Origin of the sequence: Aeromonas sp. QDB14 (assembly GCF_027707845.1) — a bacterium.
GTDB classification, from domain to species: Bacteria; Pseudomonadota; Gammaproteobacteria; order Enterobacterales; family Aeromonadaceae; genus Aeromonas; species Aeromonas caviae.
This window is the reverse complement of sequence record NZ_JAPCJD010000061.1, coordinates 1-25463: the sequence shown is the minus strand read 5'-3', so window position 1 is coordinate 25463 and position 25463 is coordinate 1. Positions and strand designations below refer to the sequence as shown.

23 protein-coding genes and 1 riboswitch are annotated in these 25463 nt (G+C 63.3%); of the genes, 10 read left to right on the top strand and 13 right to left on the bottom strand.

Features of this window, described 5'->3' with window-relative positions:
• Positions 1-1167, top strand: a 1167-nt coding sequence (locus PG887_RS16945) for a DUF3644 domain-containing protein (RefSeq protein ID WP_270822352.1), incomplete at its 5' end; no start/stop codon positions are given.
• Positions 1168-1737: 570 nt separating this feature from the next.
• On the opposite strand, the gene thiH is transcribed toward PG887_RS16945, so the two are convergent.
• From thiH to PG887_RS16905, 8 genes are all read right to left on the bottom strand, one after another.
• Positions 1738-3009 carry a 2-iminoacetate synthase ThiH gene (thiH, locus tag PG887_RS16940; protein WP_270822351.1) on the bottom strand — a complete coding sequence of 424 codons (1272 nt, stop codon included), beginning with the start codon at positions 3007-3009 and terminating at the stop codon, positions 1738-1740.
• Entirely contained in the window at positions 3006-3773 is a 768-nt protein-coding gene (locus PG887_RS16935; protein WP_236275907.1) for a thiazole synthase, read from the bottom strand. The genes thiH and PG887_RS16935 overlap by 4 nt, the downstream gene beginning before the upstream one ends.
• 85 nt (positions 3774-3858) lie before the next feature.
• Entirely contained in the window at positions 3859-4059 is a 201-nt protein-coding gene (gene thiS, locus PG887_RS16930) for a sulfur carrier protein ThiS (protein ID WP_039040452.1), read from the bottom strand.
• A 2-nt stretch (positions 4060-4061) separates the two neighbouring features.
• Positions 4062-4841, bottom strand: coding sequence for a HesA/MoeB/ThiF family protein (locus PG887_RS16925; protein WP_201985580.1), 780 nt, complete (start codon positions 4839-4841; stop codon positions 4062-4064).
• A complete protein-coding gene (thiE, locus tag PG887_RS16920) occupies positions 4831-6438 on the bottom strand; it encodes a thiamine phosphate synthase (RefSeq protein WP_111896498.1) in 1608 nt (535 codons plus the stop codon). The genes PG887_RS16925 and thiE overlap by 11 nt, the downstream gene beginning before the upstream one ends.
• Positions 6435-8426 carry a phosphomethylpyrimidine synthase ThiC gene (gene thiC / locus PG887_RS16915; protein WP_270822350.1) on the bottom strand — a complete coding sequence of 664 codons (1992 nt, stop codon included), beginning with the start codon at positions 8424-8426 and terminating at the stop codon, positions 6435-6437. The genes thiE and thiC overlap by 4 nt, the downstream gene beginning before the upstream one ends.
• Positions 8427-8689: 263 nt before the next feature.
• A riboswitch (TPP riboswitch) is annotated at positions 8690-8803 on the bottom strand.
• Between the two features lie 62 nt (positions 8804-8865).
• Positions 8866-9354, bottom strand: a complete 489-nt coding sequence (locus PG887_RS16910) for a hypothetical protein (RefSeq protein WP_270822348.1) — start codon at positions 9352-9354, stop codon at positions 8866-8868.
• Between the two features lie 78 nt (positions 9355-9432).
• Positions 9433-9861: a hypothetical protein gene (locus PG887_RS16905; RefSeq protein ID WP_029313554.1), complete on the bottom strand. Its 429-nt coding sequence runs from the start codon at positions 9859-9861 to the stop codon at positions 9433-9435.
• A gap of 90 nt (positions 9862-9951) precedes the next feature.
• Here PG887_RS16905 and PG887_RS16900 point away from each other — a divergent pair, with 90 nt between their 5' ends.
• Together PG887_RS16900 and PG887_RS16895 are read left to right on the top strand one after the other, a co-directional pair.
• Entirely contained in the window at positions 9952-10620 is a 669-nt protein-coding gene (locus PG887_RS16900) for a response regulator transcription factor (RefSeq protein ID WP_049637286.1), read from the top strand.
• On the top strand, positions 10617-11873 hold the full coding sequence (locus PG887_RS16895) for a sensor histidine kinase (protein ID WP_270822347.1): 1257 nt from the start codon (positions 10617-10619) through the stop codon (positions 11871-11873). Before PG887_RS16900 ends, PG887_RS16895 begins: the two co-directional genes overlap by 4 nt.
• Positions 11874-12027: 154 nt before the next feature.
• Here the strand turns inward: PG887_RS16895 and rimK are convergent, their stop codons facing one another.
• The 3 genes from rimK to metH form a co-directional block, all read right to left on the bottom strand.
• Complete coding sequence (gene rimK / locus PG887_RS16890) at positions 12028-12924, bottom strand: 30S ribosomal protein S6--L-glutamate ligase (protein ID WP_010672657.1); 897 nt, start codon at positions 12922-12924, stop codon at positions 12028-12030.
• A gap of 191 nt (positions 12925-13115) precedes the next feature.
• Positions 13116-14030, bottom strand: coding sequence for an oxidoreductase (locus PG887_RS16885; RefSeq protein ID WP_270822346.1), 915 nt, complete (start codon positions 14028-14030; stop codon positions 13116-13118).
• A gap of 67 nt (positions 14031-14097) precedes the next feature.
• Entirely contained in the window at positions 14098-17793 is a 3696-nt protein-coding gene (gene metH / locus PG887_RS16880; RefSeq protein WP_270822345.1) for a methionine synthase, read from the bottom strand.
• Positions 17794-17997: 204 nt separating this feature from the next.
• Here metH and PG887_RS16875 point away from each other — a divergent pair, with 204 nt between their 5' ends.
• Positions 17998-19275 carry a cation:proton antiporter gene (locus PG887_RS16875; RefSeq protein ID WP_042880492.1) on the top strand — a complete coding sequence of 426 codons (1278 nt, stop codon included), beginning with the start codon at positions 17998-18000 and terminating at the stop codon, positions 19273-19275.
• Positions 19276-19746: 471 nt separating this feature from the next.
• Complete coding sequence (locus PG887_RS16870; protein WP_010672653.1) at positions 19747-19923, top strand: hypothetical protein; 177 nt, start codon at positions 19747-19749, stop codon at positions 19921-19923.
• Positions 19924-20026: 103 nt separating this feature from the next.
• On the opposite strand, the gene PG887_RS16865 is transcribed toward PG887_RS16870, so the two are convergent.
• Positions 20027-20548 carry a GNAT family N-acetyltransferase gene (locus PG887_RS16865; protein WP_049637292.1) on the bottom strand — a complete coding sequence of 174 codons (522 nt, stop codon included), beginning with the start codon at positions 20546-20548 and terminating at the stop codon, positions 20027-20029.
• Positions 20549-20688: 140 nt separating this feature from the next.
• On the opposite strand from PG887_RS16865, the gene PG887_RS16860 reads away from it, so the two are divergent.
• Both PG887_RS16860 and ypfJ read left to right on the top strand, forming a co-directional pair.
• Positions 20689-20952 (top strand): hypothetical protein, encoded by a 264-nt coding sequence (locus tag PG887_RS16860; RefSeq protein ID WP_039040440.1) that lies wholly within the window; start codon positions 20689-20691, stop codon positions 20950-20952.
• Between the two features lie 74 nt (positions 20953-21026).
• Entirely contained in the window at positions 21027-21881 is an 855-nt protein-coding gene (ypfJ, locus tag PG887_RS16855) for a KPN_02809 family neutral zinc metallopeptidase (protein WP_270822344.1), read from the top strand.
• Positions 21882-21954: 73 nt separating this feature from the next.
• On the opposite strand, the gene PG887_RS16850 is transcribed toward ypfJ, so the two are convergent.
• Positions 21955-22632: an adenine nucleotide alpha hydrolase gene (locus PG887_RS16850; protein WP_143238168.1), complete on the bottom strand. Its 678-nt coding sequence runs from the start codon at positions 22630-22632 to the stop codon at positions 21955-21957.
• Between the two features lie 154 nt (positions 22633-22786).
• On the opposite strand from PG887_RS16850, the gene PG887_RS16845 reads away from it, so the two are divergent.
• From PG887_RS16845 to PG887_RS16835, 3 genes are all read left to right on the top strand, one after another.
• Positions 22787-24103 carry an MFS transporter gene (locus tag PG887_RS16845; protein WP_039040437.1) on the top strand — a complete coding sequence of 439 codons (1317 nt, stop codon included), beginning with the start codon at positions 22787-22789 and terminating at the stop codon, positions 24101-24103.
• Positions 24104-24223: 120 nt separating this feature from the next.
• The gene (locus PG887_RS16840) at positions 24224-24946 is read left to right on the top strand and encodes a MarC family NAAT transporter (protein WP_128271404.1); all 723 of its coding nucleotides are present in this window, start codon (positions 24224-24226) and stop codon (positions 24944-24946) included.
• 159 nt (positions 24947-25105) lie between these two features.
• Positions 25106-25309 (top strand): hypothetical protein, encoded by a 204-nt coding sequence (locus PG887_RS16835; protein ID WP_041212219.1) that lies wholly within the window; start codon positions 25106-25108, stop codon positions 25307-25309.
• Positions 25310-25463: the final 154 nt, after the last annotated feature.

Sequence of the window (25463 nt, the reverse complement as noted above, 5' to 3'; positions counted from 1 at the left end):
GGCAGCCTGTCAAGGTATTCGAAGAGTACTGTCAGGCGGCATAGGCGAGTGTCGCACTTCGAAGTTGAATTCGCGGAGTTTTCAAAATTGCTATCCCAATCCAAAAACAGGAGGGGACTAGGTCACAACTGCAGATCAAAGTTAGCCAAAGCATTATTGGCAAAATCAAAAGACAACATGCTCCTTGCCTTGGAGTTATACAACAGACCATCCTTAGAAAACAAGATGGATGCTTTCTCAATGTGTTTTTGCACAGCGTGGGAGCAATTTTTAAAAGCTGCACTAATAGAAAGAGATGGTGAAAAATCTATCTTTAGAACTAAGACTAAAGGATTCAAAGAAACTATATCCTTACGAGAGTGCTTAGAAAGGTATTATCCTTCCAACTCTAAGATAAGAAAAAATATAGAGCAGGTTGCTTATTTTAGAGATCAGGCTGTTCATCTACTTATGCCTGAGATACAAGGAATTATTTCCAGAGTATTTCAGTCTGGCGTCCTTAACTACACTTCACAATTCGAAAGTTTCACTGAGGTGTCATTTATAAATAATAGCCACACGGGCATGATCTCTTTAGTTGGTGAGTTTAAATCACCACCTATATCCATAATGAAATCAACTTATGGTGACATAGCTGATGACATCCTAGAATTAGCAACGTCTATCGAGAATGAGGTAAATCAAAGCAATGACATTGAGTTTGCCATCCCACTTAATGTAAAACTTATATTTGCTACCGATGATGCTCAAGGGAATACAATAGCATTAACCAGAGCTGAGGATGGCATTGAAGCCCTCAGGCAAGCACTAATAATAGAAAAACCAACCGACAGAGAAAAGACCCACCCGTTCTTACAGAAGGATGCAATCAATGAAATAAACTCTCGCCTACAAGACAGATATGATGAAGCGATTCTTAAAAAGCATTTATCACATCACAATAAAACAGGAGCCCCACTAATAAATAAAAATTGTTTCGATGCTGTCGCATTCAAGAATTCGTGGAAGTCATGCAACAACAAGTTCCATTACAAAAATGCAAACCCAGAACTACACTATTACTCCATTGAACTAGTTGAAGAATTTATCAAAAAAATAATGGAACACTGTGACTATTTAATAAATGCCAAGAGGAGCTATAACCTCGCAAGAAAACAAAAAAATTAACAATCTGTACAGGTCTAGTTTGTTCAGATCTAGTTATCACCTGCATTCCCCTTGAGGTTATGGTGGGCCCGGTATTTGTTCCCCCTCCAATCCGCCGAGGGGAAGGGGCAAGGTAAGGAGCGCCATCAGGGATGATGGCGCAGACGCAGCCGGCACAGGGATGTGCCGTCTGCGGCGGTCCGTCCGACCTTGCACCTGACCCGAGGGAAACCGCGTAGCGGTCGGATTGGCGGGGGTGGCCTTTCTTTTGGTGACTTTTCTTTGGCCACGCAAAGAAAAGTTACTCGCCCAAGCCCGAAGGGCGGGCGAAACCCCTTCGAGGCCGACGGCCTCGCGTCCTGCACGGCAAGGCCGTGCCATTCCCCCATCACACGGAGCGGACGATTACGCCTGACGGTTAATCGACCCTACGGCTAGTCACCTCGACAAACTCCGCGAACGTCTGATTACGCTTCGCTAATCAAACCTACGACGGCACGGCGACGCCGTGCCATCAGACTTGCCGCAGGCAGCGGAGTCCGGCCGCCATGCCGGGGGGGGCTGCCCAGCAAAGGGGGGGCGTGGCCGCCCCTATCGGCCCAGGAAGGGTTCCCAGTCCTTGAACACCGGCTGCAACCCTGCCTGCCGCACGGCGGCGGCCACTTCCCCCACCGGGCGGTCGTCGTGGATGGCGAACTGCTCCAGCTCCTCTTTATCCCCCTCGGCATAGCCACCCGGCTGGGTGCGCGACTCGGCCGACATCTGGGTGATGCCAAGGCGCACCGCGCCGTTGCGAAAGGTGGCCGACTCGCGGGTGGAGAGCGACAAATCCAGCGTGGGCGAGAAGAGGCGCCAGGCGCAGATAAGCTGGGCCAGCTGGCGATCCGACATGACCACTTCAGGTTCCAGCCCACCGGTGCAGGGGCGCAGGCGCGGGAAGGAGAGGGAGTAGCGGCTCTGCCAGTGGTGGCGTTCAAGCCAGGCGAGGTGCTCGGCGACGAAGTAGCTGTCGGCACGCCAGTCCGCAGAGAGACCGATGAGCGCCCCCAGCCCGATCTTGTCGATACCGGCGCGACCGAGCCGATCCGGCGTGGCGAGGCGCCATGCGATGTCCTGCTTGTTGCCGCGCAGGTGATGGCGGGCATAGGTGGGGGCGTGGTAGGTCTCCTGATAGACCATGACCGAATCGAGGCCGAGGGTTTTCAGCTCGGCGTATTCGTCCTGAGAGAGGGGCTGCACCTCCATCCCCACCGTGCTGAAGTGACGGCGGATGATGGGCAACACCTGCCGAAAATAGGCGAGCCCCACCTTGTGCTCATGCTCGCCGGTCACCAGCAGCACGCTGTCAAAACCGCGCGCCTTGATGGCCAGACACTCGCGCTCTATCTCCTCGCTATTCAAGGTCTTGCGCTTCAAGCGGTTGCTCATGGAGAAGCCGCAGTAGGTGCAGTTGTTGGCACAGAGGTTCGACAGATAGAGCGGCACATAGAAGCCGATGGTGTTGCCAAAGCGCTGACGCGTCAGGCGCTCGGCCTCGGCTGCCATCTGCGGCAGATACGCCTCGGCGGCCGGGGAGATCAGCGCCATAAAATCGCTCAGGGTACGGCGGGAGGTAGTCAGCGCCCGCTCTACATCTGCCGCGGTCTTGGCGCGGATCTGCATGCCGATATCGTCCCACTCCAGCTCCTGCCATCTATCGAGAAAACTCTCCGACTTTCTCTCAACCCCCTCCCGGCCTCCCCCTTCACAAGGGGGAGGTGTTAATCCGCCCCCCCGATCTCCTACTTCACAAGAGGGCGGGGTCGACACTCCCTCCCCTGGCAAGGGGAGGGTCGGGGTGGGGTCATTGGCATGCTGACTCATAACGCCCCCAGAAAATCGGTAAGCGGGCTGGAGGCTTGGGCCTGCAGGGCGCGGGCGCCAAGACCAGCTTCATAGGCGCTGCGACCGGCGGTGCAGGCCAGCGCAAAGGCGCGGCCCATGGCGACCGGGTCGCCGCTCACCGCGATGGCAGTGTTGACCAGCACGGCGTCGGCCCCCAGTTCAAAGGCGGCGGCGGCGTGGCTCGGCGCACCTATGCCCGCATCCACCACCACAGGCACATTGGCCTGCTCGACGATGATGGCGAGAAACTCCCGGGTCACCAGCCCCTGATTGGAACCGATGGGCGCACCGAGCGGCATCACGGCGGCGCAGCCCACCTCTTCGAGCCGTTTGCAGAGCACGGGGTCGGCACCGCAGTAGGGCAGCACCACAAAGCCCTCTTTCACCAGCTGCTCGGCGGCTTTGAGCGTCTCGATGGGATCGGGCAAGAGGTAGCGCGGATCGGGGTGGATCTCGAGCTTGAGCCAGTTCGTCCCCAGCGCCTCGCGGGCGAGGTGGGCGGCAAAGACCGCCTCGGCGGCGGTCTTGGCCCCGGAGGTGTTGGGCAGCAGCTTGACCCCGAGTTGCCGAAGGGGCGTGAGGATATCGTCGTGGGCCTTGCCCGGTTCGAGCCGCTTGATGGCCATGGTGACCAGCTGGGAGCCACTTGCCTCGATGGCGGCGGCCATCAGTTCCGGGCGGGCAAACTTGCCGGTGCCGGTGAAGAGGCGCGAAGAGAAGGTGTGATCGGCAATCTTGAGCATGTCAGCCTCCGGCCACTGCGATAAGAAGAGATGAGGCCCCGCCGCAAGGCAGGGCGCTCGAAGATGGGACTGCGAGCATCATGGGTCAGCCTCCCGCAATGGCGGTGAAGAGGTGAAGTTCGTCCCCGTCATTGAGACGGGTCTCGGCCCAGCGGCCACGGGGCAGCACGGCGCCGTTAAGGGCCACCGCTACCCCCTGAGGGGGAATCTCCTGCACCGCCAGCAGCTCAGTCAGGCGCTGGCCGGTGGGTAGCGTCAGCTCGATATCGTTCAATCGGATCTTCATGGTTAATTCTCCTGAGCCGGGTGGGTGCTGCCGCAAACCGGGCAATCGGGGTCGGGAGCCAGCGTGAGGGTCTGCCACTGATGGGTCAACGCATCGAAGCGGCGCAATGTGCCGGCGACCGGGCTCGGCATCCCGAGCAGCAGTTTCAGTGCCTCCAGCGCCTGCAAAGAGCCCATCACCCCGACCAGCGGGCCGGTGACACCGCTGGTCTCGCAGCTCTGACTCACCTTGGTATCCAGCGGATAAAGGCAGGCGTAGCAGGCGTGATCGCTACTAGTGCGAACCATCAACTGCCCCTGCCAGCCCACTGCGGCGGCACAGATCCAGGGCTTGCCCTGGGCCACGCAGGCGGCGTTGATGGCCTGGCGGGTGGCGAGGTTGTCGCAGCAGTCGATCACCAGATCCACCTCGGTCACAAACTCCGGCAGGCTGGCGGCATCGAGTCGCTGATTGATGGCAATCAGCTCCACCAGCGGGTTGTGGGCGGCCAAGCGCTCGCGGGCCAGCTCCGCCTTGGAGTGGTTGACCGCCTCGCTATCGAACAGGATCTGGCGCGGCAGATTGCTGGAGTCCACCGTATCGCCATCGGCCAGCCACAAGGTGCCCACCCCGGCCCCCGCCAGATAGAGGGCGAGCGGCGAGCCGAGCCCGCCGAGGCCCACGATCAGCACGGATTTATCTTTCAGCCGTGCCTGACCGGCTTCCCCAATTTCCGCCAGCATCAGCTGGCGGCCGTATCGCAGATACTCTTTGTCACTAAGAGAAGCGGCATCAGAGCGCATGTTCTGCCTCCCGTATCACGCAGGCCGAGCGCGGTTCATCCCCCGCCCCCACGGCGGCGAGCAGCCGCTCGGTCGCCCCCTGCCAGTCGTCGCTCGCCGTGATGGCCGAGACCAGCGCAATGCTGCCGACCCCGCTTGCCTTGACCGCCGCCACCCGCTCCTCGCTGATGCCACCGATGGCCACCGTGGGCCACTGCGCCATCAGGGCGCGGTAGTGGTGCAGCCGCGCCAGCCCCTGGGGGCGCGAAGGCATCGCCTTGGTGTTGGTCGGGAAGATATGGCCCAGCGCGATATAGGAGGGGGCAAGCTCGCGGGCCCGCATCAGCTCGAAGTAGCCGTGGGTGGAGATGCCAAGACGCAGCCCCGCCGCCTGAATGGCGGCGAGATCGGCGGTCTCCATGTCCTCCTGCCCCAGATGCACGCCCCAGGCGCCCGCCTCGATGGCCTGCTGCCAGTAGTCGTTGATAAAAAGCCGCGCCCCATGGCGGCGACCAAGCGCTACCGCATCACGAATGGCCGGCGCCACCTCTGTGGCGGGCAGATTCTTGATCCGCAGCTGGATGGTCTTGACCCCGGCCCCCAGCAGGCGTTTGAGCCACTTGACCGAGTCCACCACCGGATAGAGGCCGAGGTTGTGTTCGGTCGGCGCAAAGGGGCCCTGCGGCAGACGGGCGCTGCTTGTTTCATACAATCCGAAGCGGCGATCGAGCGGTGATCCCGCCAGCACGGCACGGGGGAAGTGGGCCAGATCGGCGGGCCAGCCCAGATGGGCGATGGGCCCCGGGCCTGCCCCCACCCCCTGCGCCGCCGCCAAGCCCTGTTGCAGGTAGGCCCGCGCCAGGGTGATGGCGTCCTCCACCGGATAGTCCTGCGCCACCACGGCGGCGATGGCGCTGGCGTAAGCGCAACCGGTGCCGTGACCGTGGCGGGTATCGAGGCGCGGCGCGGCGAGCCAGAATTCGCGGGTCTCATCCTGGTAGTAGTCGAGGCAGAGATCCCCGCCCCATTCAAGGTGGCCCCCCTTGACCAGCACGGCGCGAGCGCCGAGTTCGCGCAGCCGCCGGGCGGCGAGGCGCACCAGCTCGGGACTGGTGGCGGGCAGGCCGGTCAGGGCTTCCAGCTCGGGACCATTGGGGGTGATCAAGGAGAGGCGCGGCAGCAGGTGCTCGCGCACCGCCACCAGCATGCCGGGCTCCGCCATGGGGGTGCCGGTGCTGGCGATGGCCACCGGATCGTAGACCACAAAGGGGGCCGGGGTGGCTGCCAGTCGACGGGCCAGCACCTCCACATGGAGCCGGGTCGGCAGTAGGCCGATCTTGATGGCGGCGGGCGGCAGATCGACACCGAGGGCGTCGATCTGGGCGGTGAAGGTCTGCATCAGCACAGGGTCAACCATCTTCACCGCCACCGAGTTCTGGGCCGTGATGGCAGAGATGACCGAGCAGCCGTGCACGCCGAGGTCGTGCAATGTGTGCAGATCGGCCTGAATGCCGGCACCGCCGCCGGAGTCTGAACCGGCAATGGTCCAGACAACTGGGCGGGAGTCGGTCACGGGCGACAGATCGGCGGGGCTGACAGCCCCGCTTGCGCTGCTCACGCCTCCTCCCCTGCGGCCTGTTTCAGCGCCGCCGCCTGATGGTAGATCTCGCCGCCGGCCTCCTTGAAAGTTTCAGCCATGCGGGCCATGCCGCTCTCCACCTCGGCCACCACCCGCTCCTGCTGACCGTCCATGCCGACCAGCTTTATCTCTACGGCTTCCAGTTTCGCCGCATAATCGCGCACGTCCTGGGTGATCTTCATGGAGCAGAACTTGGGCCCGCACATGGAGCAGAAGTGGGCCACTTTGCCGGACTCCTGAGGCAGGGTCTCGTCGTGGTAGGCGCGGGCGGTGTCGGGGTCGAGGGCCAGGTTGAACTGATCCTCCCAGCGGAACTCGAAGCGCGCCTTGGACATGGCATTGTCGCGGATCTGGGCGCCCGGGTGGCCCTTGGCAAGGTCAGCCGCGTGGGCGGCGATCTTGTAGGTAATGAGCCCCTGCTTCACGTCCTCCTTGTTGGGCAGGCCCAGGTGTTCCTTGGGGGTCACGTAGCAGAGCATGGCGCAGCCGTACCAGCCGATGAGCGCGGCGCCGATGCCGGAGGTGAAGTGATCGTACCCCGGGGCAATGTCGGTGGTGAGCGGGCCCAGGGTATAGAAGGGAGCCTCGTGGCAGTGCTCGAGCTGCTCGGTCATGTTGCGCTCGATCATGTGCATGGGCACGTGACCAGGCCCCTCGATCATCACCTGCACGTCGTATTCCCAGGCAATTTTGGTGAGCTCGCCCAGGGTGCGCAGCTCGGCGAACTGGGCCTCGTCGTTGGCGTCATAGACGGAGCCCGGACGCAGACCGTCCCCCAGCGACAGACTGACGTCGTAGGCGGCGCAGATCTCGCAGATCTCGCGGAAGTGCTCGTAGAGGAAGTTCTCCTTGTGGTGCGACAGGCACCACTTGGCCATGATGCTGCCACCGCGCGACACGATGCCGGTGAGGCGCTTGGCGGTCATGGGCACGAAGCGCAGCAAGACGCCGGCGTGGATGGTGAAGTAGTCCACCCCCTGCTCGGCCTGCTCCAGCAGGGTGTCGCGGAACAGCTCCCAAGTGAGATCCTCGGCGATGCCGTTGGTCTTCTCCAGCGCCTGATAGATGGGCACGGTACCGATGGGCACCGGGCTGTTGCGCAGGATCCACTCGCGGGTCTCGTGGATGTAGCGGCCGGTGGAGAGATCCATCACGGTGTCGGCGCCCCAGCGGGTGGACCAGACCAGCTTCTCCACTTCCTCTTCGATGCTGGAAGTGACCGCCGAGTTGCCGATGTTGGCGTTGATCTTCACCAGGAAATTGCGGCCGATGATCATGGGCTCCGCTTCCGGGTGGTTGATGTTGCTGGGAATGATGGCGCGACCGGCGGCCACCTCATCGCGCACGAACTCGGGGGTGATGTTCTGGGGCAGTCTGGCGCCAAAGCCCTGACCCAGGTGCTGGGTGCGCAAGAGTTCTGAGCGCACCCGCTCGCGGCCCATGTTCTCGCGAATGGCGATAAATTCCATCTCGGGGGTGACGATGCCGGCGCGGGCGTAGTGGAGCTGGGTCACCCGGCGGCCCGGCTTGGCGCGGCGGGCGCTCGGCAAATGTTCGAAACGCAGGTGATCCAGCCCCTCGTCCGCCAGCCGCTCCTGAGTGAAGGTGGAGCTCAGCCCGTCCAGCGCGTCGGTGTCAGCACGCTCCAGCACCCAATTCTCCCGCAGGCGCGGCAGACCGCGGCGCACGTCGATGGGGGCGGCCTCTTCCCCATAGGGGCCCGAGGTATCGTAAACCGGCACCGGCTCGTTGGGCTCGAACTGGGGAGCCTCCTTGGTGCCGCCGACGAAGGTGTCGGCCAACTGGATCTCCCGCAGGGGCACCCGGATATCAGGGCGGGAGCCTTCGATAAAGATGCGGCGGGAGTTGGGGTGAGCCATCCCTTTCAAGTTGTCGATAAAGGTCTGGGCGCTGGAGCGCTGCTCGCGGCGGCTGGATTTGGTGGTATCAGAAACATTGGTAGACATAGCAAAACTCACATTAACTGGTTGAAGTTATGGGTGTTTGCTTGTCTGGAGTTCGAGGAGAAGATGAACTTGCGGCGGGGTGTGCTCGGGGGAGTGAGCCGGGCATGGATCTTCCCTGCTCTGCCGTCCCGGTGTTTCCCTAGTCTGGAAACCCGGCGCCCTAAGGACAACCGGACGGGACAACCTCCCCCTGTGCGCCTGTGCCAGCCAGAGGCGGTCTGCCTCTGGCTGGCGGGAAGGTGTGCCTTCTCCGGCGCGGTAACCCGCAAGTTACCCTTGTTTCCCTTCGCAGGTCTTAACCTGATCAGGTTCCACGGATCCCGAATTAACGGTCTCAGCTTAGCGTCGTTCGACGATCAGCACTCCGACAAGATGTGCGCCAGTATAAGTGGGGAAATTTAAAGTACAAGCCATTAACAAGGGGAAAGGGAGAGAGGTCTCACTCTTCGGCGTCGAGGGGATCCTCGGGGTCGGGAATGAGGATATCGGTGAGGCGGCCCTCTTCATCCCGGCTCAGCACCAGGCGGCGACCCGGTTGCAGATCGGCGGCGCTGCCGTTGATCCAGCGAGTGTCAGCATCAAACACCAGCACGCCGAGTTCCTGTAGCAGCAATGCCTGCTGATTGTGGGTAAGCAGTCGATCCTCCGCCCGCCGCCAACTGGCCCCGAGCGCCGGATCCGGCGCCCCGTCGAGCACCCGGATCGTCTCGGCGACGCCGTAGCGGCTCTGGATCGCGAGGTGCATGCCGGGCACGAGCCCGTCCGGCTGCGCCACGCCGTGCAGTTCGGCACTGCCGAGCTCCAGCTCAGCCCCCTGGAATTGCAGGCGCACCCCGTCGTTGTGCTCCAGCTCCACCAGCCAGAGCTCGGCGTCGTCGGCAAAGGTGTAGAAGGGCAACAGCAGCAGGCAGAGTGCGGTTCGGGTCATGGCAGGCGGTCCGGGGTCACGGGGTGAGGTTTAACTATGGCCCCGGACGGGCAATTTTTCCCGGTCCGCCCTGACCGATCAGTCATCCTCCCGGCACTGGCTCAGGCGCATGCCGTCAAACTTGCACTCCAGCTCCAGCCAGCGTCCCTCGAACGGGGAGAGGCTCCCATCCGAGGTGACATAGCCCCAGATCCGTCCCCCTTCCACCGGCCCTTCCAGTTCCATCTCGTCCTCCTCTTCCAGAGCCTCCACCTCGCGAACGAGCCGCCGCGCCCCTGCCGCCGTCTCCTGCACGACCCCTTCCAGATCGACCCAGGTCCCGCCGAGATCGTCCTCATCCAGGCCATCCTTGAAGCGGGTGCGCTCATCGATCACGAAGGGAATGCCATTGACCATCAACTGGCCAAGCTGCCAGGTGGTGCGGCCCGTGAGCTTGAACTCGGCCGCCTGCACCAGACCAAAAGGCAATAGAATCAATAACCAGAAGGCGCAGAGAGACTTCTTCATCGGGGATCCTCGGGGTTACACTGGCACACAGGATGACCCATCCGGTGTGAAATGGCCGTGAAATAGCGACACAGACCAGGAGATCAGAGCATGAAAATACTGGTGGTGGAAGACAGTCCCCAGGTGGCGGAGACCATCATGGACTATCTGGCGCTGGCCGGGCACAGGGTGGACTGCGCCTATCATGGCCAGGCCGCCCTGCAACTGCTGGCCCAGGAGCGCTTCGACGTCATCATCATGGACGTCATGATGCCGCGCCTAGACGGCCTGCGTACCGTGGAGCGGCTGCGTGCGGACGGCATCGCGACCCCGGTGCTCTTTCTCACCGCCCGTGACAGCCTGGAGGACAAGCTGGCAGGCTTTCGGGCGGGGGGCGACGACTATCTGGTCAAGCCGTTCGCCATGGAGGAGCTGGAGGTGCGCCTGGAGGCCCTCAGCCTGCGTGGCCCCAGAGGGGACATGGGCGTCCTCGGCTTTGGCGATCTGACGGTGGATCCCGCCAGCGGCCGCGCCACCCGCGCCGGGGTGGAGCTCAAGCTCGGCAAGATCCCGTTCCAGATCCTCACCCTGCTGGTGAAGCGCGCGCCCCAGCTGGTGACGCGCCAGGAGGTGCTCGACACCGTCTGGGGCGACGAGGAGCCCGACTCCGACGCCCTGCGCAGCCACATCTATGCCCTGCGCAGCGCCCTCGACAAGCCCTTCCCCACCCCCATGCTGGAGACCCTGCACGGCCAGGGCTATCGGCTGGTGACCCCATGACGAACCCGACGCCTCCCCTTGCCTCCGGTCTGCCGAGCCTGCGCCGGCGCCTGGTGCTGGCGCTGGGAGGGGCCGGTCTGCTGCTGCTGGTGATCCTGAGCCTGCTGATGGTGGTGGCCGAGAACAAGATGGAGGAGCTGAGCCTGCGCCACTGGCTGGAGGCGGAGGCAACCCGCTATGACGACGACTGGTTGCGCCTCGGAATGGCGGCCCCCGCCCCCAGCCCCCGCCAGTTCTCCAGCTACTGGACAGAGGCGGGCCGCCTGCCCGCCTGGCTCAAGGCCTACCAGAGCCCAGGCTTCTTCGAGCATCAGCTGGGCCGGGAGGACAAGCACTTCCTGGTACGCGCCCACCCCTCGGGTCAGGGGCTGCTCTATCTGGTGTTCAACGACGATGCGGACGACTACCTCGACCCTTACGAAGCCAAGCTGCATCTGGTGACCCGCCTCATCGGCCTGGCCCTGCTGCTGGGGAGCCTCGCCTTCGGCATCTGGCTGGTGCGTCACATCACCAGGCCGCTGGAGCGGCTGCGCCAGCGGGTCGCCCACCTGACCCCGGATCAGGGGGACTTCGTGCCCGATGCCCCCTGGCAGGAGCTGCGAGAGATAGAGCAGGCGCTGCTGGCGGGCAAGCACGAGGTAGCCGCCGTGTTTGCCCGTGAACAGGAGTTCAGCCGCTTTGCCAGCCACGAGCTGCGCACCCCCAACATGGTGATCCAGGGATCCGCGGCCCTGCTCGGCAAGGTGAATGACCTGCCCGCTCCGGCGGCCCGCGCCGTCAGCCGCATCCGCGCCGCCGCCGATGAGATGGCCCTGCTCACGGAAACCTTCCTGTTGCTGGGACGCAAGGAGGCCGTGGAGCGCCCGCCCCAGCAGGTGGCGCCGCTCATTCGCCGGGAGTTGACCCGCCTCGCCCCCCTGCTGCAACGGGAGACGCTGGACATTCGCCTGCAACTGGACGAGGAGAGCGAGGTGCAGGCCCCCCTCTCCCTGCTCGCCATCGCCCTCGGCAACCTCTTGAAAAACGCCCTGAGCTACGCCGAGGGGCACATCGAGATCACCCTGCACGAGCAGGTGCTCACCATCAGCAACCCCACCGCCGCCGCGCCGGATCAGATCCTCGGCTACGGCTGCGGCCTCACCATCATCCAGCGCATCTGCGAGAAGCTGGGCTGGCAAATTGAGACCCACCTGGTGGATGGGGTCTTCAGCGCCCGGCTGGTGATGATCCCCGACGTCCCCGGGGCGGCATAGCCCCCTCATCCCCGGCCCTTCTCCCCGGCTGTTCAACACAGCGGGAGAAGGGAGACACTTCCCGGCAAGCCCGCGGCCTTCCAGCCCACCCGCCAGATAGCAACAAGGCGCCCGAGGGCGCCCTGTGTTTACCTGTCTGACACTCGTTTGGGACTCATTCCGCCGGCTTGTGCTTGCGGCTCGCCTTGAGCTCGAGGAACTCGATGATCTTGCCCGCCACGTCCTTGCCGGAGGCGGCTTCCACCCCCTGCAGGCCGGGGGAGGAGTTCACCTCCAGCACCAGCGGGCCGCGGGCGCTTCGCAGGATGTCCACCCCGGCCACGTCCAGCCCCATGATCTTGGCGGCCTGCACGGCGGTGGCACGCTCTTCCGGCGTGATCTTGATGGCTTCGGCGGTGCCACCCCGGTGCAGGTTGGAGCGAAACTCCCCCGGCTGGGCCTGGCGGCGCATGGCGGCCACCACCTTGCCGTTGACCACCAGGCAGCGGATATCGGCGCCGTTGGCCTCGCGAATGTACTCCTGCACCAGGATGTTGTTGTTGGTCTGGATAAAGGCCTCGATGACGCTCTCGGCGGCCTTCTGGGTTTCGCACAGCACCACACCAATCCCCTGGGTGCCCTCCAGCAGCTTCACCACCAGGGGGGCGCCCCCCACCATGGTGATGAGATCCGGTACGTCGTGGGTGCTGTGGGCATAGCCGGTCACCGGCAGGCCGATGCCGTGACGGGAGAGCAGCTGCATGGCGCGCAGCTTGTCCCGGGAGCGGGAGATGGCCACCGAGCTGTTGAGAGCCATGGTGCTCATCATCTCGAACTGGCGCAGCACGGCGGTGCCATAGAAGGTGATGCTGGCACCGATGCGCGGGATCACGGCGTCATAGCTCTCCAGCTCCCGTCCTTCGTAATGGATGGAGGGGCTGTGGGAGGCGATGTTCATGTAGCAGCGCAGGGTGTCGAGCACCTCGACCTGATGCCCACGGGCCCGGGCCACCTCGACCAGACGGCGGGTGGAGTAGTTGTTGGGCTCACGGGATAAAATGGCAATATTCATGGAAATGGCAGACCTGATAATCGGACTGGAGAGTATAAGGTGCCATGAACGACTGGCAACGCCAATCCTTTCCCCTCACCATGCGCGGTTCTGCAAGAACGGGCAAAAACCGAGAGTGCCGCACTCAAGAACGGACCGTTCTGCAAGACGGCGCCAGCCACCAGCCCTGATGCCGGATGGCGCCAGCGACGTCAATGGGGGCCGCGCAGCCCTTGCTGCAACTCAAGCAGCAGGGCGACCTCCTGCAAACGGCGCGCCGTGGTGCCGGCCCAGCCTCCCAAAGGCACGGGGGCCAGCAGGGTCTGGGCGATGCAGTGGCGATAGAGGGGCCCCTCACGTTGCCAGCCCCGCATCCCGTCGACGTCGTGATGGTGCAGCCACTCCAGGTTGCCGCGGCGAAGCAGCTCGATGCGCCGCCCGTCCTTGAGGTGAAGGCAAAGCCCCTTCTTCTCCACCCCGGGACCGGCATACTTGTCGAGCCAGAGGGTCAGGGGCACCCCTGCAGCCTCGCCACGCAGGCAGGCTCGCCCCTCGGCGGTCTCCAGATCCCCGCGCCGGATGGGCTGCCCCAGCCGGTCGCAGACGCCCTCCGCGATCAGGTGCAGGCGGTCGTCCCCACCCAGAGCCACCAGCAGTTCCCGGATCATCGCCAGCAGATGGGTACCAATGTCGAGGATCACCCCGTCTGGATGGCGCAGGACCCGCCGATCCGGCTCCCCGGTGGCGAAGTTGAGGGCATAGGGCTCCCCCGCCTCGTCCAGGCCGCAGGGTTCCAGCAAAAAGCCCTCCACAGCGCTGATATCGGCGAGGGTGGCCAGCCCGACCCCGGCGCCCTCTGGTTCCCGAGGCTGCCAGCCTTCATCCAGTTTGCCGCTCAGCAGCAACTGCTGGACGGCATTGCGGGCCATCCAGTGATCCAGCGCCAGCACCCTGGCTGCGACCTCGGGGTCCGCCAGCAGGGCTTCCAGGGTCGGCGCAGACATGACGCCGGGCAGGGTGATGGCGGGATCAAAACCCCATATCTCGGTATTTTCCGCCAGTGCGGCGAGTGCAGGCAGATAGGCTGTCTGCACCACGGCCCCCAGACCGACAAATCCAATCTTCATGGCAACCTCGATATGGCGTGCATACCCGGCGTCTGCCCCGCACCGCGTGAGGCGAGGCAGACGGGGATCAATGCAGGTTGGGTCCCAGCCAGCGTTCGGCCTCTGCCAGGGTCATCCCCTTGCGCTGGGCGTAGTCTTCCACCTGATCCTGCTGGATCTGGGCCACCGCGAAGTATTTGCTCTCAGGGTGGGAGAAGTACCAGCCGGATACCGCCGCCCCCGGCCACATGGCGTAGGACTCGGTAAGCTGCATGCCGATGGCCTGCTCCACGTCCAGCAGCTCCCAGATGCTCCCCTTCTCGGTGTGCTCCGGGCAGGCCGGGTAGCCCGGCGCCGGACGTATCCCCTGGTAATTTTCGCGAATCAGTTCCTCGTTGCTGAGCGCCTCGTCAGGGGCATAGCCCCAGTGCACTTTGCGCACCTGCTCGTGGAGGTATTCGGCAAAGGCCTCGGCGAGGCGATCGCACACCGCCTGGATGAGGATGGCGTTGTAGTCGTCGTGGTCCGCCTTGTAGGCCTTGGCGATGGCCTCCTCGCCGATGCCGCCGGTCACCGCGAAGGCGCCGATCCAGTCGGGCTTGCCGCTCTCTTTCGGCGCCACATAGTCTGCCAGACAGTAGTTGGGGAAGCCCTGCTTCTCGCTCTGCTGGCGCAGGTGGTGCAGCACCTTGCGCACCTGGGTGCGGGTCTCGTCGGTGTAGACCTCGATGCTGTCCCCCACGGCGTTGGCGGGGAACAGGCCTATGATGCCTGCGCAGCGCACGCTCTGATCCTTCTCCAGCTGATCCAGCATGGCGTTGGCGTCGGCGTAGAGGCGCGTCGCCTCCTCCCCCACCACCTCATCTTCCAGGATGCGGGGGAACTTGCCCGCCAGCTCCCAGCTCAGGAAAAACGGCGTCCAGTCGATGTAGGGGCGCAGCACAGAGATGGGTACGTTTTCGAAGGTCTGCACGCCGGGCTCCCGGGGCGCCGGGGGCTCATAACCGACCCAGTCCAGCTGATGGCGGTTGGCCCGGGCATGGGCCAGGCTGACCGGCTTGGAGCGCGGCTGCTTACGGGCATGCTGATCCCGGGCAATCTCGTACTCCTTGTCGATGCGGGCCACGAAGGCGGGCTTGAGCTCCGGGCTCAGCAGGCTCTGGGCCACCCCCACGGCGCGGGAGGCGTTGGAGACATAGACCACGGGCTCGGAGTAGTTCTGCTCTATCTTCACCGCGGTGTGGGCCTTGGAAGTGGTGGCTCCGCCGATGAGCAGCGGCAGCTTGAACCCCTGACGCTCCATCTCTTTGGCCACGTGCACCATCTCGTCCAGGGACGGAGTGATGAGGCCCGACAGGCCGATGATGTCGGCGTTCACTTCCCGGGCCGTCTTGAGGATGGTCTCGCAGGAGACCATGACCCCGAGATCCACGATCTCGAAGTTGTTGCACTGGAGCACCACCCCGACGATGTTCTTGCCGATGTCGTGCACGTCACCCTTGACGGTGGCCAGCACGATTTTGCCGTTGCTGGAACCGCCGGACTTCTCCGCCTCGATGTAGGGTTGCAGGTAGGCCACCGCCCGCTTCATCACCCGGGCCGACTTCACCACCTGGGGCAGGAACATCTTGCCAGCGCCGAACAGATCGCCCACCACATTCATGCCATCCATCAGCGGCCCCTCGATGACGTGCAGCGGCTTCTCGGCCTGGGCGCGCGCCTCCTCGGTGTCCTCCTCGATAAAGTCGGTGATCCCCTTGACCAGGGCGTGTTCGAGCCGCTTGCCCACCGGCCAGCTGCGCCACTCCTGATCCCGCGGATCCTCCGCCTGGGCACCCGCGCCGCGATACTTCTCTGCGATGGCCAGCAGCGCCTCGGTGGCGTTGTCGTTGAGGTTCAGCACCACCGCCTCGACCTTCTCTTTGAGCTCGGCCGGGATGTCTTCGTAGATGGCAAGCTGGCCCGCGTTGACGATCCCCATGTCCATGCCGTTCCTGATGGCGTGGTAGAGGAAGACAGCGTGGATGGCTTCGCGCACCGGCTCGTTGCCACGGAAGGAGAAGGAGACGTTGGAGACACCGCCGGAGATCATGGCGTGGGGCAGGTGTGTTTTGATGTCCTTCACCGCTTCGATGAAGTCCACCGCGTAGTTGTTGTGCTCGTCGATGCCGGTCGCCACCGCGAAGATGTTGGGGTCGAAGATGATGTCTTCCGGCGGGAAGCCGACGCGGTCCACCAGAATGCGGTAGGCGCGCTGGCAGATCTCGAACTTGCGGGCACGGGTATCAGCCTGGCCCACCTCGTCGAACGCCATGACGATGACGGCGGCGCCGTAGCGACGCAGCAGTTTCGCCTGCTCGATGAATTTGTCCTCCCCCTCCTTCATGGAGATGGAGTTGACCACCGGCTTGCCCTGCACGCACTTGAGGCCCGCCTCCAGCACCTCCCACTTGGAGGAGTCGATCATCACCGGCACCCGGGCGATATCCGGTTCCCCGGCGATGAGGTTCAGGAAGCGCACCATGGCCGCCTCGGCGTCCAGCATCCCCTCATCCATGTTGATGTCGATGATCTGGGCGCCGTTTTCCACCTGCTGCTTGGCCACATCCAGGGCCTCGTCGTAGAGCCCCTCTTTTATCAAGCGCTTGAACTTGGCCGAACCGGTGACGTTGGTCCGCTCACCCACGTTCACGAACATGGAGTCCGCCGTGATGATGAGAGGCTCCAGGCCCGACAACCGGCAGGCCACCGGCAGATCCGGCAGGGCACGGGGCTTGATGCCCGCCACGGCATCCGCCATGGCGCGAATATGGGTCGGGGTGGTACCACAGCAGCCACCCACCAGGTTGAGGAAGCCGCTTTGGGCCCACTCGCGGATATGCTCCGCCATCTCTACCGCGTCCAGATCGTACTCGCCAAACGCATTGGGCAGACCGGCATTGGGGTGGGCGCTGACATGGGTCTCGCTGATGCGGGACAGCTCCTCCACGTACTGGCGCAGCTCGTCCGGCCCCAGCGCACAGTTGAGGCCGAAGGAGACCGGTTTGACGTGGCGAAGGGAGTGGTAGAAGGCCTCGGTGGTCTGGCCCGAGAGGGTACGACCGGAGGCGTCCGTGATGGTGCCGGAGATCATCACCGGCAGGCTGTAACCCAGCTCCTCGAACACCAGGTCCACCGCGAAGGCGGCCGCCTTGGCGTTGAGGGTGTCGAAGATGGTCTCGATCAGGATGATGTCGGCACCGCCCTCGATCAGGGCGTGGGTCGATTCGGTGTAGGCGGCCACCAGCTCGTCATAGGTGACGTTGCGCTTGCCCGGATCGTTCACGTCCGGCGAGATGGAGGCGGTACGGTTGGTGGGGCCCAGTACCCCTGCCACAAAGCGCGGTTTCGCCGGGTCCTTGGCGGTCCACTCGTCCGCCACGGCGCGTGCCAGGCGGGCCGCCTCCCGGTTTATCTCGGCCGAGAGCGCTTCCATCTCGTAGTCCGCCATGGCGATGCGGGTGGCGTTGAAGGTGTTGGTCTCGAGGATGTCGGCCCCGGCGGCACAATACTGGTCGTGGATCTCGCGAATGACGGCGGGACGGCTCAACACCAGCAGGTCGTTGTTGCCCTTGATGTCGGTATGCCAGTCGGCAAACCGCTCCCCCCGATAGTCCGCCTCACCGAGTTTGTAACCCTGGATCATGGTGCCCATGGCCCCGTCGATGATCAGGATCCGCTCCTTGAGACAGGCTTCCAGCCTGGTTGTGACATCCGCTTTCTTGTTCGACTCTCTGCTCGACACCGCTCGTACCCCTTACATCCATGCAACTGCGTGATGCCCATCCTAGCAGCAATCAAATTAAATGGAAATCTAGCCGTCTATCTGTCCATGACAGCGATTAAATATAACCATAAATAGGTAATGAGCATGATCTAACCCGGGAGTACCCTATGCCCGTCCTCAAGAGGGATACGTGCTTGCTGTTTACCAAAGAGAAAAATAACTATGAGCGTCTACTACACACTCTGCTTCCTGGCAGCGTTGGCGATCTTCATCGCCTTTGCCAACCAGTATGTTGTGAAGATCCAGACCACCATCGCCATCACTGCGGGCTCCATGCTGATCTCCGCGCTGCTGGTGCTGTTTGGCAAACTGGGTTGGTTCAATCTGGAGCCTCTCGCCATCAAGACCATGGAGAGCATCGACTTCCAGAACTTCCTGTTGAAGGGGATCCTGGGCTTCCTGCTGTTCGCCGGCGGGCTTGGCATCAACCTCAAGGCGTTGCGTAGCCAGAAGTGGGAAATCACCATTCTGGCCATAGCCGCCACCCTGCTCTCCACCTTCCTCATCGGCTACGGCTTCTGGTTCATCGCCAAGCTGCTGGGCTGGGACCTGCCGCTGGTCTACTGCATGCTGTTCGGCGCGCTGATCTCCCCCACCGACCCGATTGCCGTACTGGCCATCGTCAAGAAGATGAAGGCGCCACCCCAGATCGCCATCCAGATCGAAGGGGAATCCCTGTTCAACGACGGTGTTGGCCTCGTCATCTTCGCTACCGTGTTTGCCGTGGCCTTTGGCGGTGTGGAGCCCACCTTCGGCAGCGTGGCAGGTCTGTTCCTGCATGAGGCCCTCGGCGGCATCCTGTTCGGGGCCGTGCTGGGCCTCATCGCCCACGTGATGATCAGCGCCACCGACGACGGCTCCCTGGAGCTGCTGCTGACTCTCTGCATCCCGACCGCAGGCTTCGCCTTCGCCAACATGATCGGCGTCTCCGGCGCCCTGGCCATGGTGGTGACCGGCATCATGATCGGCAACTGGACCCGTCATTCCGGCTTCTCCGAGCAGAGCCAGCACCACCTGGATCACTTCTGGGAGTTGATGGATCAGTTCCTCAACGCCCTGCTGTTCCTGCTGATCGGTCTGGCACTGGTGCTGCTGGATCTGGCCTGGCGCGACTGGATCCTGCTGGTCATCGCGGTACCGCTCTGCCTGGCCGCCCGCTTCATCAGCGTCTCCCTGCCCTATGTGGCGTTCCGCAAGTTCCGCAGCTACAACACCTTCTCGGTGCGCATCCTCACCTGGGGCGGCCTGCGTGGCGGTCTGGCCATGGCCATGGCCCTGGCACTGCCATCCGGTGTCATGATGATCCCGGAACACAACGTCGATCTGCGCCAGGTGATCCTGGTGATGACCTACTCGGTGGTGATGTTCTCCATCGTGGTACAGGGCATGACCATTACCCCCATGATCACCGCCGCCAAGAAGGCCTGCGGCGACGCCTGAGCCCGTCCCTGACCGGCAATGAAAAGGGCTCCCTCGGGAGCCCTTTTGCCGTCCCCGTGGCCGTGAAAAACAGGGAATGACTGGGTGAACGCACAATTAGTGTTTGCTTTTTACACATTTCGAGGAGAGAATGCGCACCGGCTAGTTAATCAGCCCTGATTATGTTCGCAATGCTTCACCTCACGATGAATCCTGCCAGTACCCGCATAACCTTCTTCTGATTTACTCGCCTTGAGAACCGTTCAGGCTGTCTGCCTGCGTTGCCCGGCTCTCACGGTGCAGACCCGATCTGCCCACTCCCAAGTAGCATCATGCATCCGCGTGGTCCTTGGCGCCTTCCTTGAAAGTGCAGACGCCCCTGAACCGGGCTGGGTATTCCTGCGCGCTCGTCCGCCATCGTGCTGACCGCGCCCATTGACCTGACATTTGCCAATACAAGGAGCAAACACTTAATTTATATAGAGAAATACCATGATGAAACACGTACAGATCCGCAAACCCCTGCGTCGCAGCAAACCCATCAACCTGCCCGTGCAAGAGCACGACGACGATGCGTTCCTGATCCAGTTCAGCACCCGCTTCAGCGGCGGCTTCGCCATCTCCTGTGATGGTATCGCCGGCGAGTTCTCCATCGAAGAGCTCAACTGACCTTGCCTGCCTACCGGCAGCGCCCGATGCAGACAGGCCGCAACTCACGGCGGCCTCCTTGCCTGACGTCATAGTCTGCATGGCCCCGCTCCCCGAGCGGTGGCTAGACCCCGCAAGTCTCCTTGTCCGGCGCCTCCAGCAGCAGGCACTCCTCCTCGCCGGCTCCCAGCCTGACCCGTTTGCCCTGACTCAGCCCCAGCTTGGCGAGTAGCCGGACCGAGCGCTCATTGCCCGGAGTGACGATGGCGACCACCCGCTCGATGCCGAGCCGTTCGCGGCCATCTGCCATGGCCGCCCGCGCGGCTTCGATGGCATAGCCCTGGCCGCGCCAGGCGGGCAGGAAGGCATAGCCGATGTCTTCACAGGGCAGGGTATCGCGCTTGATGAGCCCGCAGATGCCGAGCCTGGCCCCGTCTTCCCGCCGCACCACCAGATAGAGTCCGTGACCGTGGCGGGCATAACTGACCGCAGGCCCCTGCTGGATGTAGTTTTCGGCATCCGCCAGGGTACGCACCCCGCGATCGCCGATGTAGCGGTGAAAATCACCATCGTTGAGCAGTTCGAGAATGAAGGGGGCATCGACAACGGTCAGTTCGCGCAGTTCCAGGCGCTCGGAGAGGATCATGGCATGGGCTCGTTCGGCAGAGAGAGTGTCCAAGACTGCTCTCGCCCCGTCCCCTTGGCAAGACCCGGACGATATTTTCGCCCCCGGGAGCCGCGTCACCGCTATACTGCCCACCCCATGGAACAGGCAGGAGAACGGCCATGACCGATACCCCCGAATTTTTTGATGAAGAGACACTGCTGGAGATGGTGGAGAACCAGCTCGCCGACGGCCACCCCCTCCAGGTGAAAGCCACCCTGATGCGCCTGGTGATGAAGGGCACCCCGCGGGAAGAGGCGCTGCAATACATCGCCTGCGCCCTGGGCGCCGAACTCATGGCCATGGAAGCCGAACAGGGCCCCTTCAACCTCGTCCGTTACGGCGAGTTTCTCGACAGCCTGCCCGAGATGCCCTGGGCCGAATGACCCGGGCCGATTAGGCAAGCCCCGGCGCCAGCCATTATCATTACTGCCACCACCAATGACGGGAGTATGGGGATATGCGCTGGCAAGATCGCCGTGAGAGCAACAATGTGGAAGACCGGCGCCAGCAAGGCGGCGGCAACGGGGGTCGCGGCCTGCCCATCGGCGGCAAGGGGCGCCTGATCCTGCTGCTGGTGGTCATGGTGGCGGGGTACTACGGCGTGGACCTCGGCCCACTGCTGCAGGATCCGGCCCCGCAGAGCCAGCCCCAGCGTCAGAACTCGTCCCAGGCTGCCAACGATCCCCTCGCCCGCTTCACCTCGGTGATGCTCGCCTCCACGGAGGACGCCTGGGGCGAGATGTTCCAGCAAAGCGGCAACCGCTATCAGGCCCCCAGACTGGTGCTCTATCGCGGTGCGACCCGCACCGGCTGCGGCCAGGGGCAGTCGGTGATGGGGCCCTTCTACTGTCCGGCCGACAGCACCGTCTACATCGATCTCTCCTTCTATCAGGACATGCGCGACAAGCTGGGGGCCGACGGCGACTTCGCCCAGGGCTATGTGATCGCCCACGAGGTAGGCCACCACGTGCAGAACCTGCTCGGCATCTCCACCAAGGTGCGCCAGCAGCAACAGGGGCTGAGCCAGGTCGCCCAGAACCGGTTGTCGGTCAAGCTCGAACTGCAGGCGGACTGCTTCGCCGGGGTCTGGGGACACTACATGGAAAAAGAGCAGGTGCTGGAGCGCGGCGATCTGGAAGAGGCGCTCAACGCCGCCCAGGCCATCGGCGACGACAGGTTGCAGCAGCAGGGTCAGGGCCGGGTCGTTCCCGACAGCTTCACCCACGGCACCTCGGCCCAGCGCCTCGCCTGGTTCAAACGCGGTTTTGACAGCGGCAAGCCCGCCAGTTGCGACACCTTCGCCGCCCGCTGAAGGGGGCAAACGCAAAGGGGCCGATTCCTCACGGAGCCGGCCCCTTTCCTTTCTCACCCGAGGGGGTCTTCCCTCATTCGGGATCCTCCGCCAGCAGATCGGTGAAGACGAAGCCGTCCCGCAGCACCGTCTCCCCCACCCGGATGGGCAAGGGATGCAGGAACATGGGGCCGTCCCAGGCCAGGGTGTGGAACTCCCCGTTCTCGCCGCAGGGATCCACCCCGGCGGGCAGGGCAGCCAGGAAGGCCGAGCCGAATTCATGACCACCTAACCCGGCGTCCAGCTTGCCCGGATCCAGGGTGCAGACCCTGGCCTTGAGCCCGGCGTCGATCATCGCCTGCGCCAGCTCGGTCGTGTCGCTGCCCCAGAGCGGGAAGAGCGGCGTGATGCCGGTCCCCGCCAGTTGCCGCTCCCGATAGGCGCGCACATCCTCAAGAAAGAGATCCCCGAACGCCATGTGGTGAATGCCCTTGGCCTGCACATCGGCGATGAAGCCCGTCATGATGCGCCCATACTCCTCGTTGCTGCAGGGCCAGGGCAGGTCGATGGTGATCAGCGGCAAGCCCACGCACTCAGCCTGTGCCAACAACAACTGCTTGCGCACCCCGTGCATGGCCACCCGCTCGAACGCCTGGTTGAGGGTGGTGAACAGCCCCACCACCTCGATGGCCGGATCCTGGCGCAGGCGATGCAAGGCCCAGGCGCTGTCTTTTCCGCTGCTCCAGGAGAGCAGTACCTTTTTCTTCGTCATGATCTCTCCAGCTACTTGCAGCACCGTGCTGCAAGATAGTGTTGCGAATTGTGCGATTTACATTGCGGGACACAAAAGCATACCCTCGTGGGTGAGCGTATCCCCGCAGCACACCGGGGAGAATAACTAAAAAAACGATGGGAAACATAAGGATATGAGTAAAGTCAGCACATCGCACGACCACGGTCGCCCCCTCAATCGACAGGATTACAAGACCCTGAGCCTGGCGGCGCTGGGCGGCGCCCTCGAATTCTACGACTTCATCATCTTCGTCTTCTTCGCCGTGGTCATCGGCGAGCTCTTCTTCCCGGCCGACATTCCCGAGTGGCTGCGCCAGTTCCAGACCTTCGGCATCTTCGCCGCCGGCTACCTGGCCCGCCCCCTGGGGGGCATCATCATGGCCCACTTTGGCGATCTCATCGGCCGCAAGCGGATGTTCACCCTCAGCATCATCCTGATGGCCTTGCCGACCTTGCTGATCGGCCTGCTGCCCACCTACGCCGTGCTCGGCATCGCCGCCCCCCTGCTGTTGCTGCTGCTGCGGATCCTGCAAGGGGCCGCCATCGGCGGGGAAGTCCCCGGTGCCTGGGTCTTCGTGGCCGAGCACGTGCCCGCCCGCCGGGTCGGTGTCGCCTGCGGCACCCTCACCGCGGGGTTGACGGCCGGCATCCTGCTCGGCTCCCTGGTGGCGACCGCCATCAACCGTGGCATGAGCCCGGGCGATGTGAGCGACTGGGGCTGGCGTCTGGCCTTCGTGCTCGGCGGCGTGTTCGGCATCGTCGCCATGTACCTGCGCCGCTGGCTGCACGAGACTCCGGTCTTCGCCGAGATGCAGGCCAACAAGTCCCTGGCCGAGGAGCTGCCCCTCAAGACGGTGCTGCGTGAACACAAGGGCAGCGTCGTCGTCTCCATGCTGCTGACCTGGCTGCTCTCCGCCGGCATAGTAGTGGTGATCCTGATGACCCCGACCTATCTGCAGAAGGTGCACGGCATCAGCCCGGCCGATGCCCTGACCGCCAACTCCCTGGCCATCGTCGCCCTCACCCTGGGCTGCATCGTCTATGGCCGGCTGATCGATGCCATCGGCAGCGGTCCTACCTTCATCCTGGGCTCCCTGCTGCTGGCCGGCGCCACTTATACCTTCTACCACAGCCTGGCAGCCGGCACGGATCAGCTGGTGCCCCTCTACATGCTGGCGGGCTTTGCGGTGGGGATCGTCGGCGCCGTGCCCTACGTCATGGTCAATGCCTTCCCGCCGGTGGTGCGCTTCTCCGGGCTGTCGTTCTCCTACAACGTGGCCTACGCCATCTTCGGCGGCCTCACCCCCATGCTGGTCACCCTCTGGATGAAGGAGGACGTGCTGGCCCCCTCCCACTATGTGGTCAGCCTGGCCGCCCTCGGTTTCGTACTCGGCATCTGGCTCTGGCTGCGCCAGCGCGGCCAACGCCAGGCCACCCCGCAGGCCGCCTGATCCTTCCCAAGCAAGCCCCGCACTGTCGGGGCTTCTTCTTTGCGGATATCATCGACCGGGTGGCGGTCCGCTGCGGACCTGCCAGCTCACCCCAATCCGTCCACCTGCCCGAGGTCCACTATGTTCTTCCAGGTCATCTTTCTCGCCTTGCTGGCCCTGCTGCCCATGGTCAACCCGCCCACCACGGCTACCCTGCTGCTGGGACTGAGCAAGGGCATGTCCCGCGAGCACATTCGCCGCCAGATCAACATGGCCGCCCTTTATCTGTTCGCCACCCTGTGCGTCAGCTTCTTCATCGGATCCTCCATCCTGGATCTGTTCGGAATCTCCATTCCCGGCCTGCGCCTGGCTGGTGGCCTCATCATCGCCTTCATCGGCTTTCGCATGCTGTTCCCCTCGCCAAACCAGTCTGCCGGGGTCGAGGCCAACCAGAATATCGCCTTCGTGCCCCTGACCATGCCCAGCATGTGCGGACCCGGTACCATGGCGCTGGTGATCAGCGGCGCGGCCCAGATCGCCGAGTTACCGGCCGAGGCCGATCGCGTCGTCATCTATGCCGCCATGGTCACCGCCTTCGCCCTGATGAGCCTGATCAGCTGGGGTGTGCTCAAGCTGGCAGATCCCGTGTGCAAGATCCTGGGAGCCACCGGCATCGACGCCATGACCCGCATCATGGGTTTCCTGCTGGTGTGCATGGGTATGCAGTTCTGCATCAACGGCGTCAAGGAGGTGGCTCAGGATCCCGTCTTCCATGGCCAGGTGATGGAACAACCCGCTGCCGCCTTGTCGACCCATGCCGGATCTACCGCCCTCGATCATCTCGCCGTGCCGCGCCAGCCCTGATTGAAAACGGTGTCATTTTTCGTGCAAATCCCTCCTGATCTTGCGCCTGCTCATATTGCCTTCATCTTGATGGGGTAGTCTGGTTTTTGTACAGGCAGGGTTCAGAAGGTTGCCGCTAGCGTGGCATGTGCTGACCCCATCACTTGAGGAGATATGCAAATGGAAAAGATGCTGACCGAGATTGGAAGCTACAGCCTGTTTCATGAGTATCTGAACGTGGTCGGTGCCGCCAGCCCCGCGCTGACCCGGATCAAGACAGGATGGGAATTCAAGCGAAAGGATCGCCTGCTCGCCCAGATAAGGGTGGATGACCACGGCCATGCCCGCTTCTTCATCGACGCCCGCGCCATTTCGGTCAACTGACCCGACCCCTTTCCCAGCCCCGGCGCCTGCCGGGGCTTTTTATTGCTTGCGCGTTCCAATAAAAACCCCGGCGCCGGGCCGCAATGCTGTTCACTTAAGCGGAGCCGCATTGCGATTTACCGGAAAACGGGTCTTTGATATCTTCACCGCCCTG

Coding starts and splice junctions, on each gene's coding strand:
- PG887_RS16840 (WP_128271404.1), top strand. CDS start 24,224: ATGTTCTTCCAGGTCATCTTTCTCGCCTTGCTGGCCCTGCTGCCCATG.
- PG887_RS16900 (WP_049637286.1), top strand. CDS start 9,952: ATGAAAATACTGGTGGTGGAAGACAGTCCCCAGGTGGCGGAGACCATC.
- PG887_RS16905 (WP_029313554.1), bottom strand. CDS start 9,861: ATGAAGAAGTCTCTCTGCGCCTTCTGGTTATTGATTCTATTGCCTTTT.
- thiC (WP_270822350.1), bottom strand. CDS start 8,426: ATGTCTACCAATGTTTCTGATACCACCAAATCCAGCCGCCGCGAGCAG.
- PG887_RS16925 (WP_201985580.1), bottom strand. CDS start 4,841: ATGCGCTCTGATGCCGCTTCTCTTAGTGACAAAGAGTATCTGCGATAC.
- PG887_RS16935 (WP_236275907.1), bottom strand. CDS start 3,773: ATGCTCAAGATTGCCGATCACACCTTCTCTTCGCGCCTCTTCACCGGC.
- PG887_RS16835 (WP_041212219.1), top strand. CDS start 25,106: ATGGAAAAGATGCTGACCGAGATTGGAAGCTACAGCCTGTTTCATGAG.
- rimK (WP_010672657.1), bottom strand. CDS start 12,924: ATGAATATTGCCATTTTATCCCGTGAGCCCAACAACTACTCCACCCGC.
- thiS (WP_039040452.1), bottom strand. CDS start 4,059: ATGAAGATCCGATTGAACGATATCGAGCTGACGCTACCCACCGGCCAG.
- ypfJ (WP_270822344.1), top strand. CDS start 21,027: ATGCGCTGGCAAGATCGCCGTGAGAGCAACAATGTGGAAGACCGGCGC.
- thiH (WP_270822351.1), bottom strand. CDS start 3,009: ATGAGTCAGCATGCCAATGACCCCACCCCGACCCTCCCCTTGCCAGGG.
- PG887_RS16845 (WP_039040437.1), top strand. CDS start 22,787: ATGAGTAAAGTCAGCACATCGCACGACCACGGTCGCCCCCTCAATCGA.
- PG887_RS16875 (WP_042880492.1), top strand. CDS start 17,998: ATGAGCGTCTACTACACACTCTGCTTCCTGGCAGCGTTGGCGATCTTC.
- PG887_RS16865 (WP_049637292.1), bottom strand. CDS start 20,548: ATGATCCTCTCCGAGCGCCTGGAACTGCGCGAACTGACCGTTGTCGAT.
- PG887_RS16895 (WP_270822347.1), top strand. CDS start 10,617: ATGACGAACCCGACGCCTCCCCTTGCCTCCGGTCTGCCGAGCCTGCGC.
- PG887_RS16910 (WP_270822348.1), bottom strand. CDS start 9,354: ATGACCCGAACCGCACTCTGCCTGCTGCTGTTGCCCTTCTACACCTTT.
- PG887_RS16885 (WP_270822346.1), bottom strand. CDS start 14,030: ATGAAGATTGGATTTGTCGGTCTGGGGGCCGTGGTGCAGACAGCCTAT.
- PG887_RS16850 (WP_143238168.1), bottom strand. CDS start 22,632: ATGACGAAGAAAAAGGTACTGCTCTCCTGGAGCAGCGGAAAAGACAGC.
- PG887_RS16870 (WP_010672653.1), top strand. CDS start 19,747: ATGATGAAACACGTACAGATCCGCAAACCCCTGCGTCGCAGCAAACCC.
- PG887_RS16860 (WP_039040440.1), top strand. CDS start 20,689: ATGACCGATACCCCCGAATTTTTTGATGAAGAGACACTGCTGGAGATG.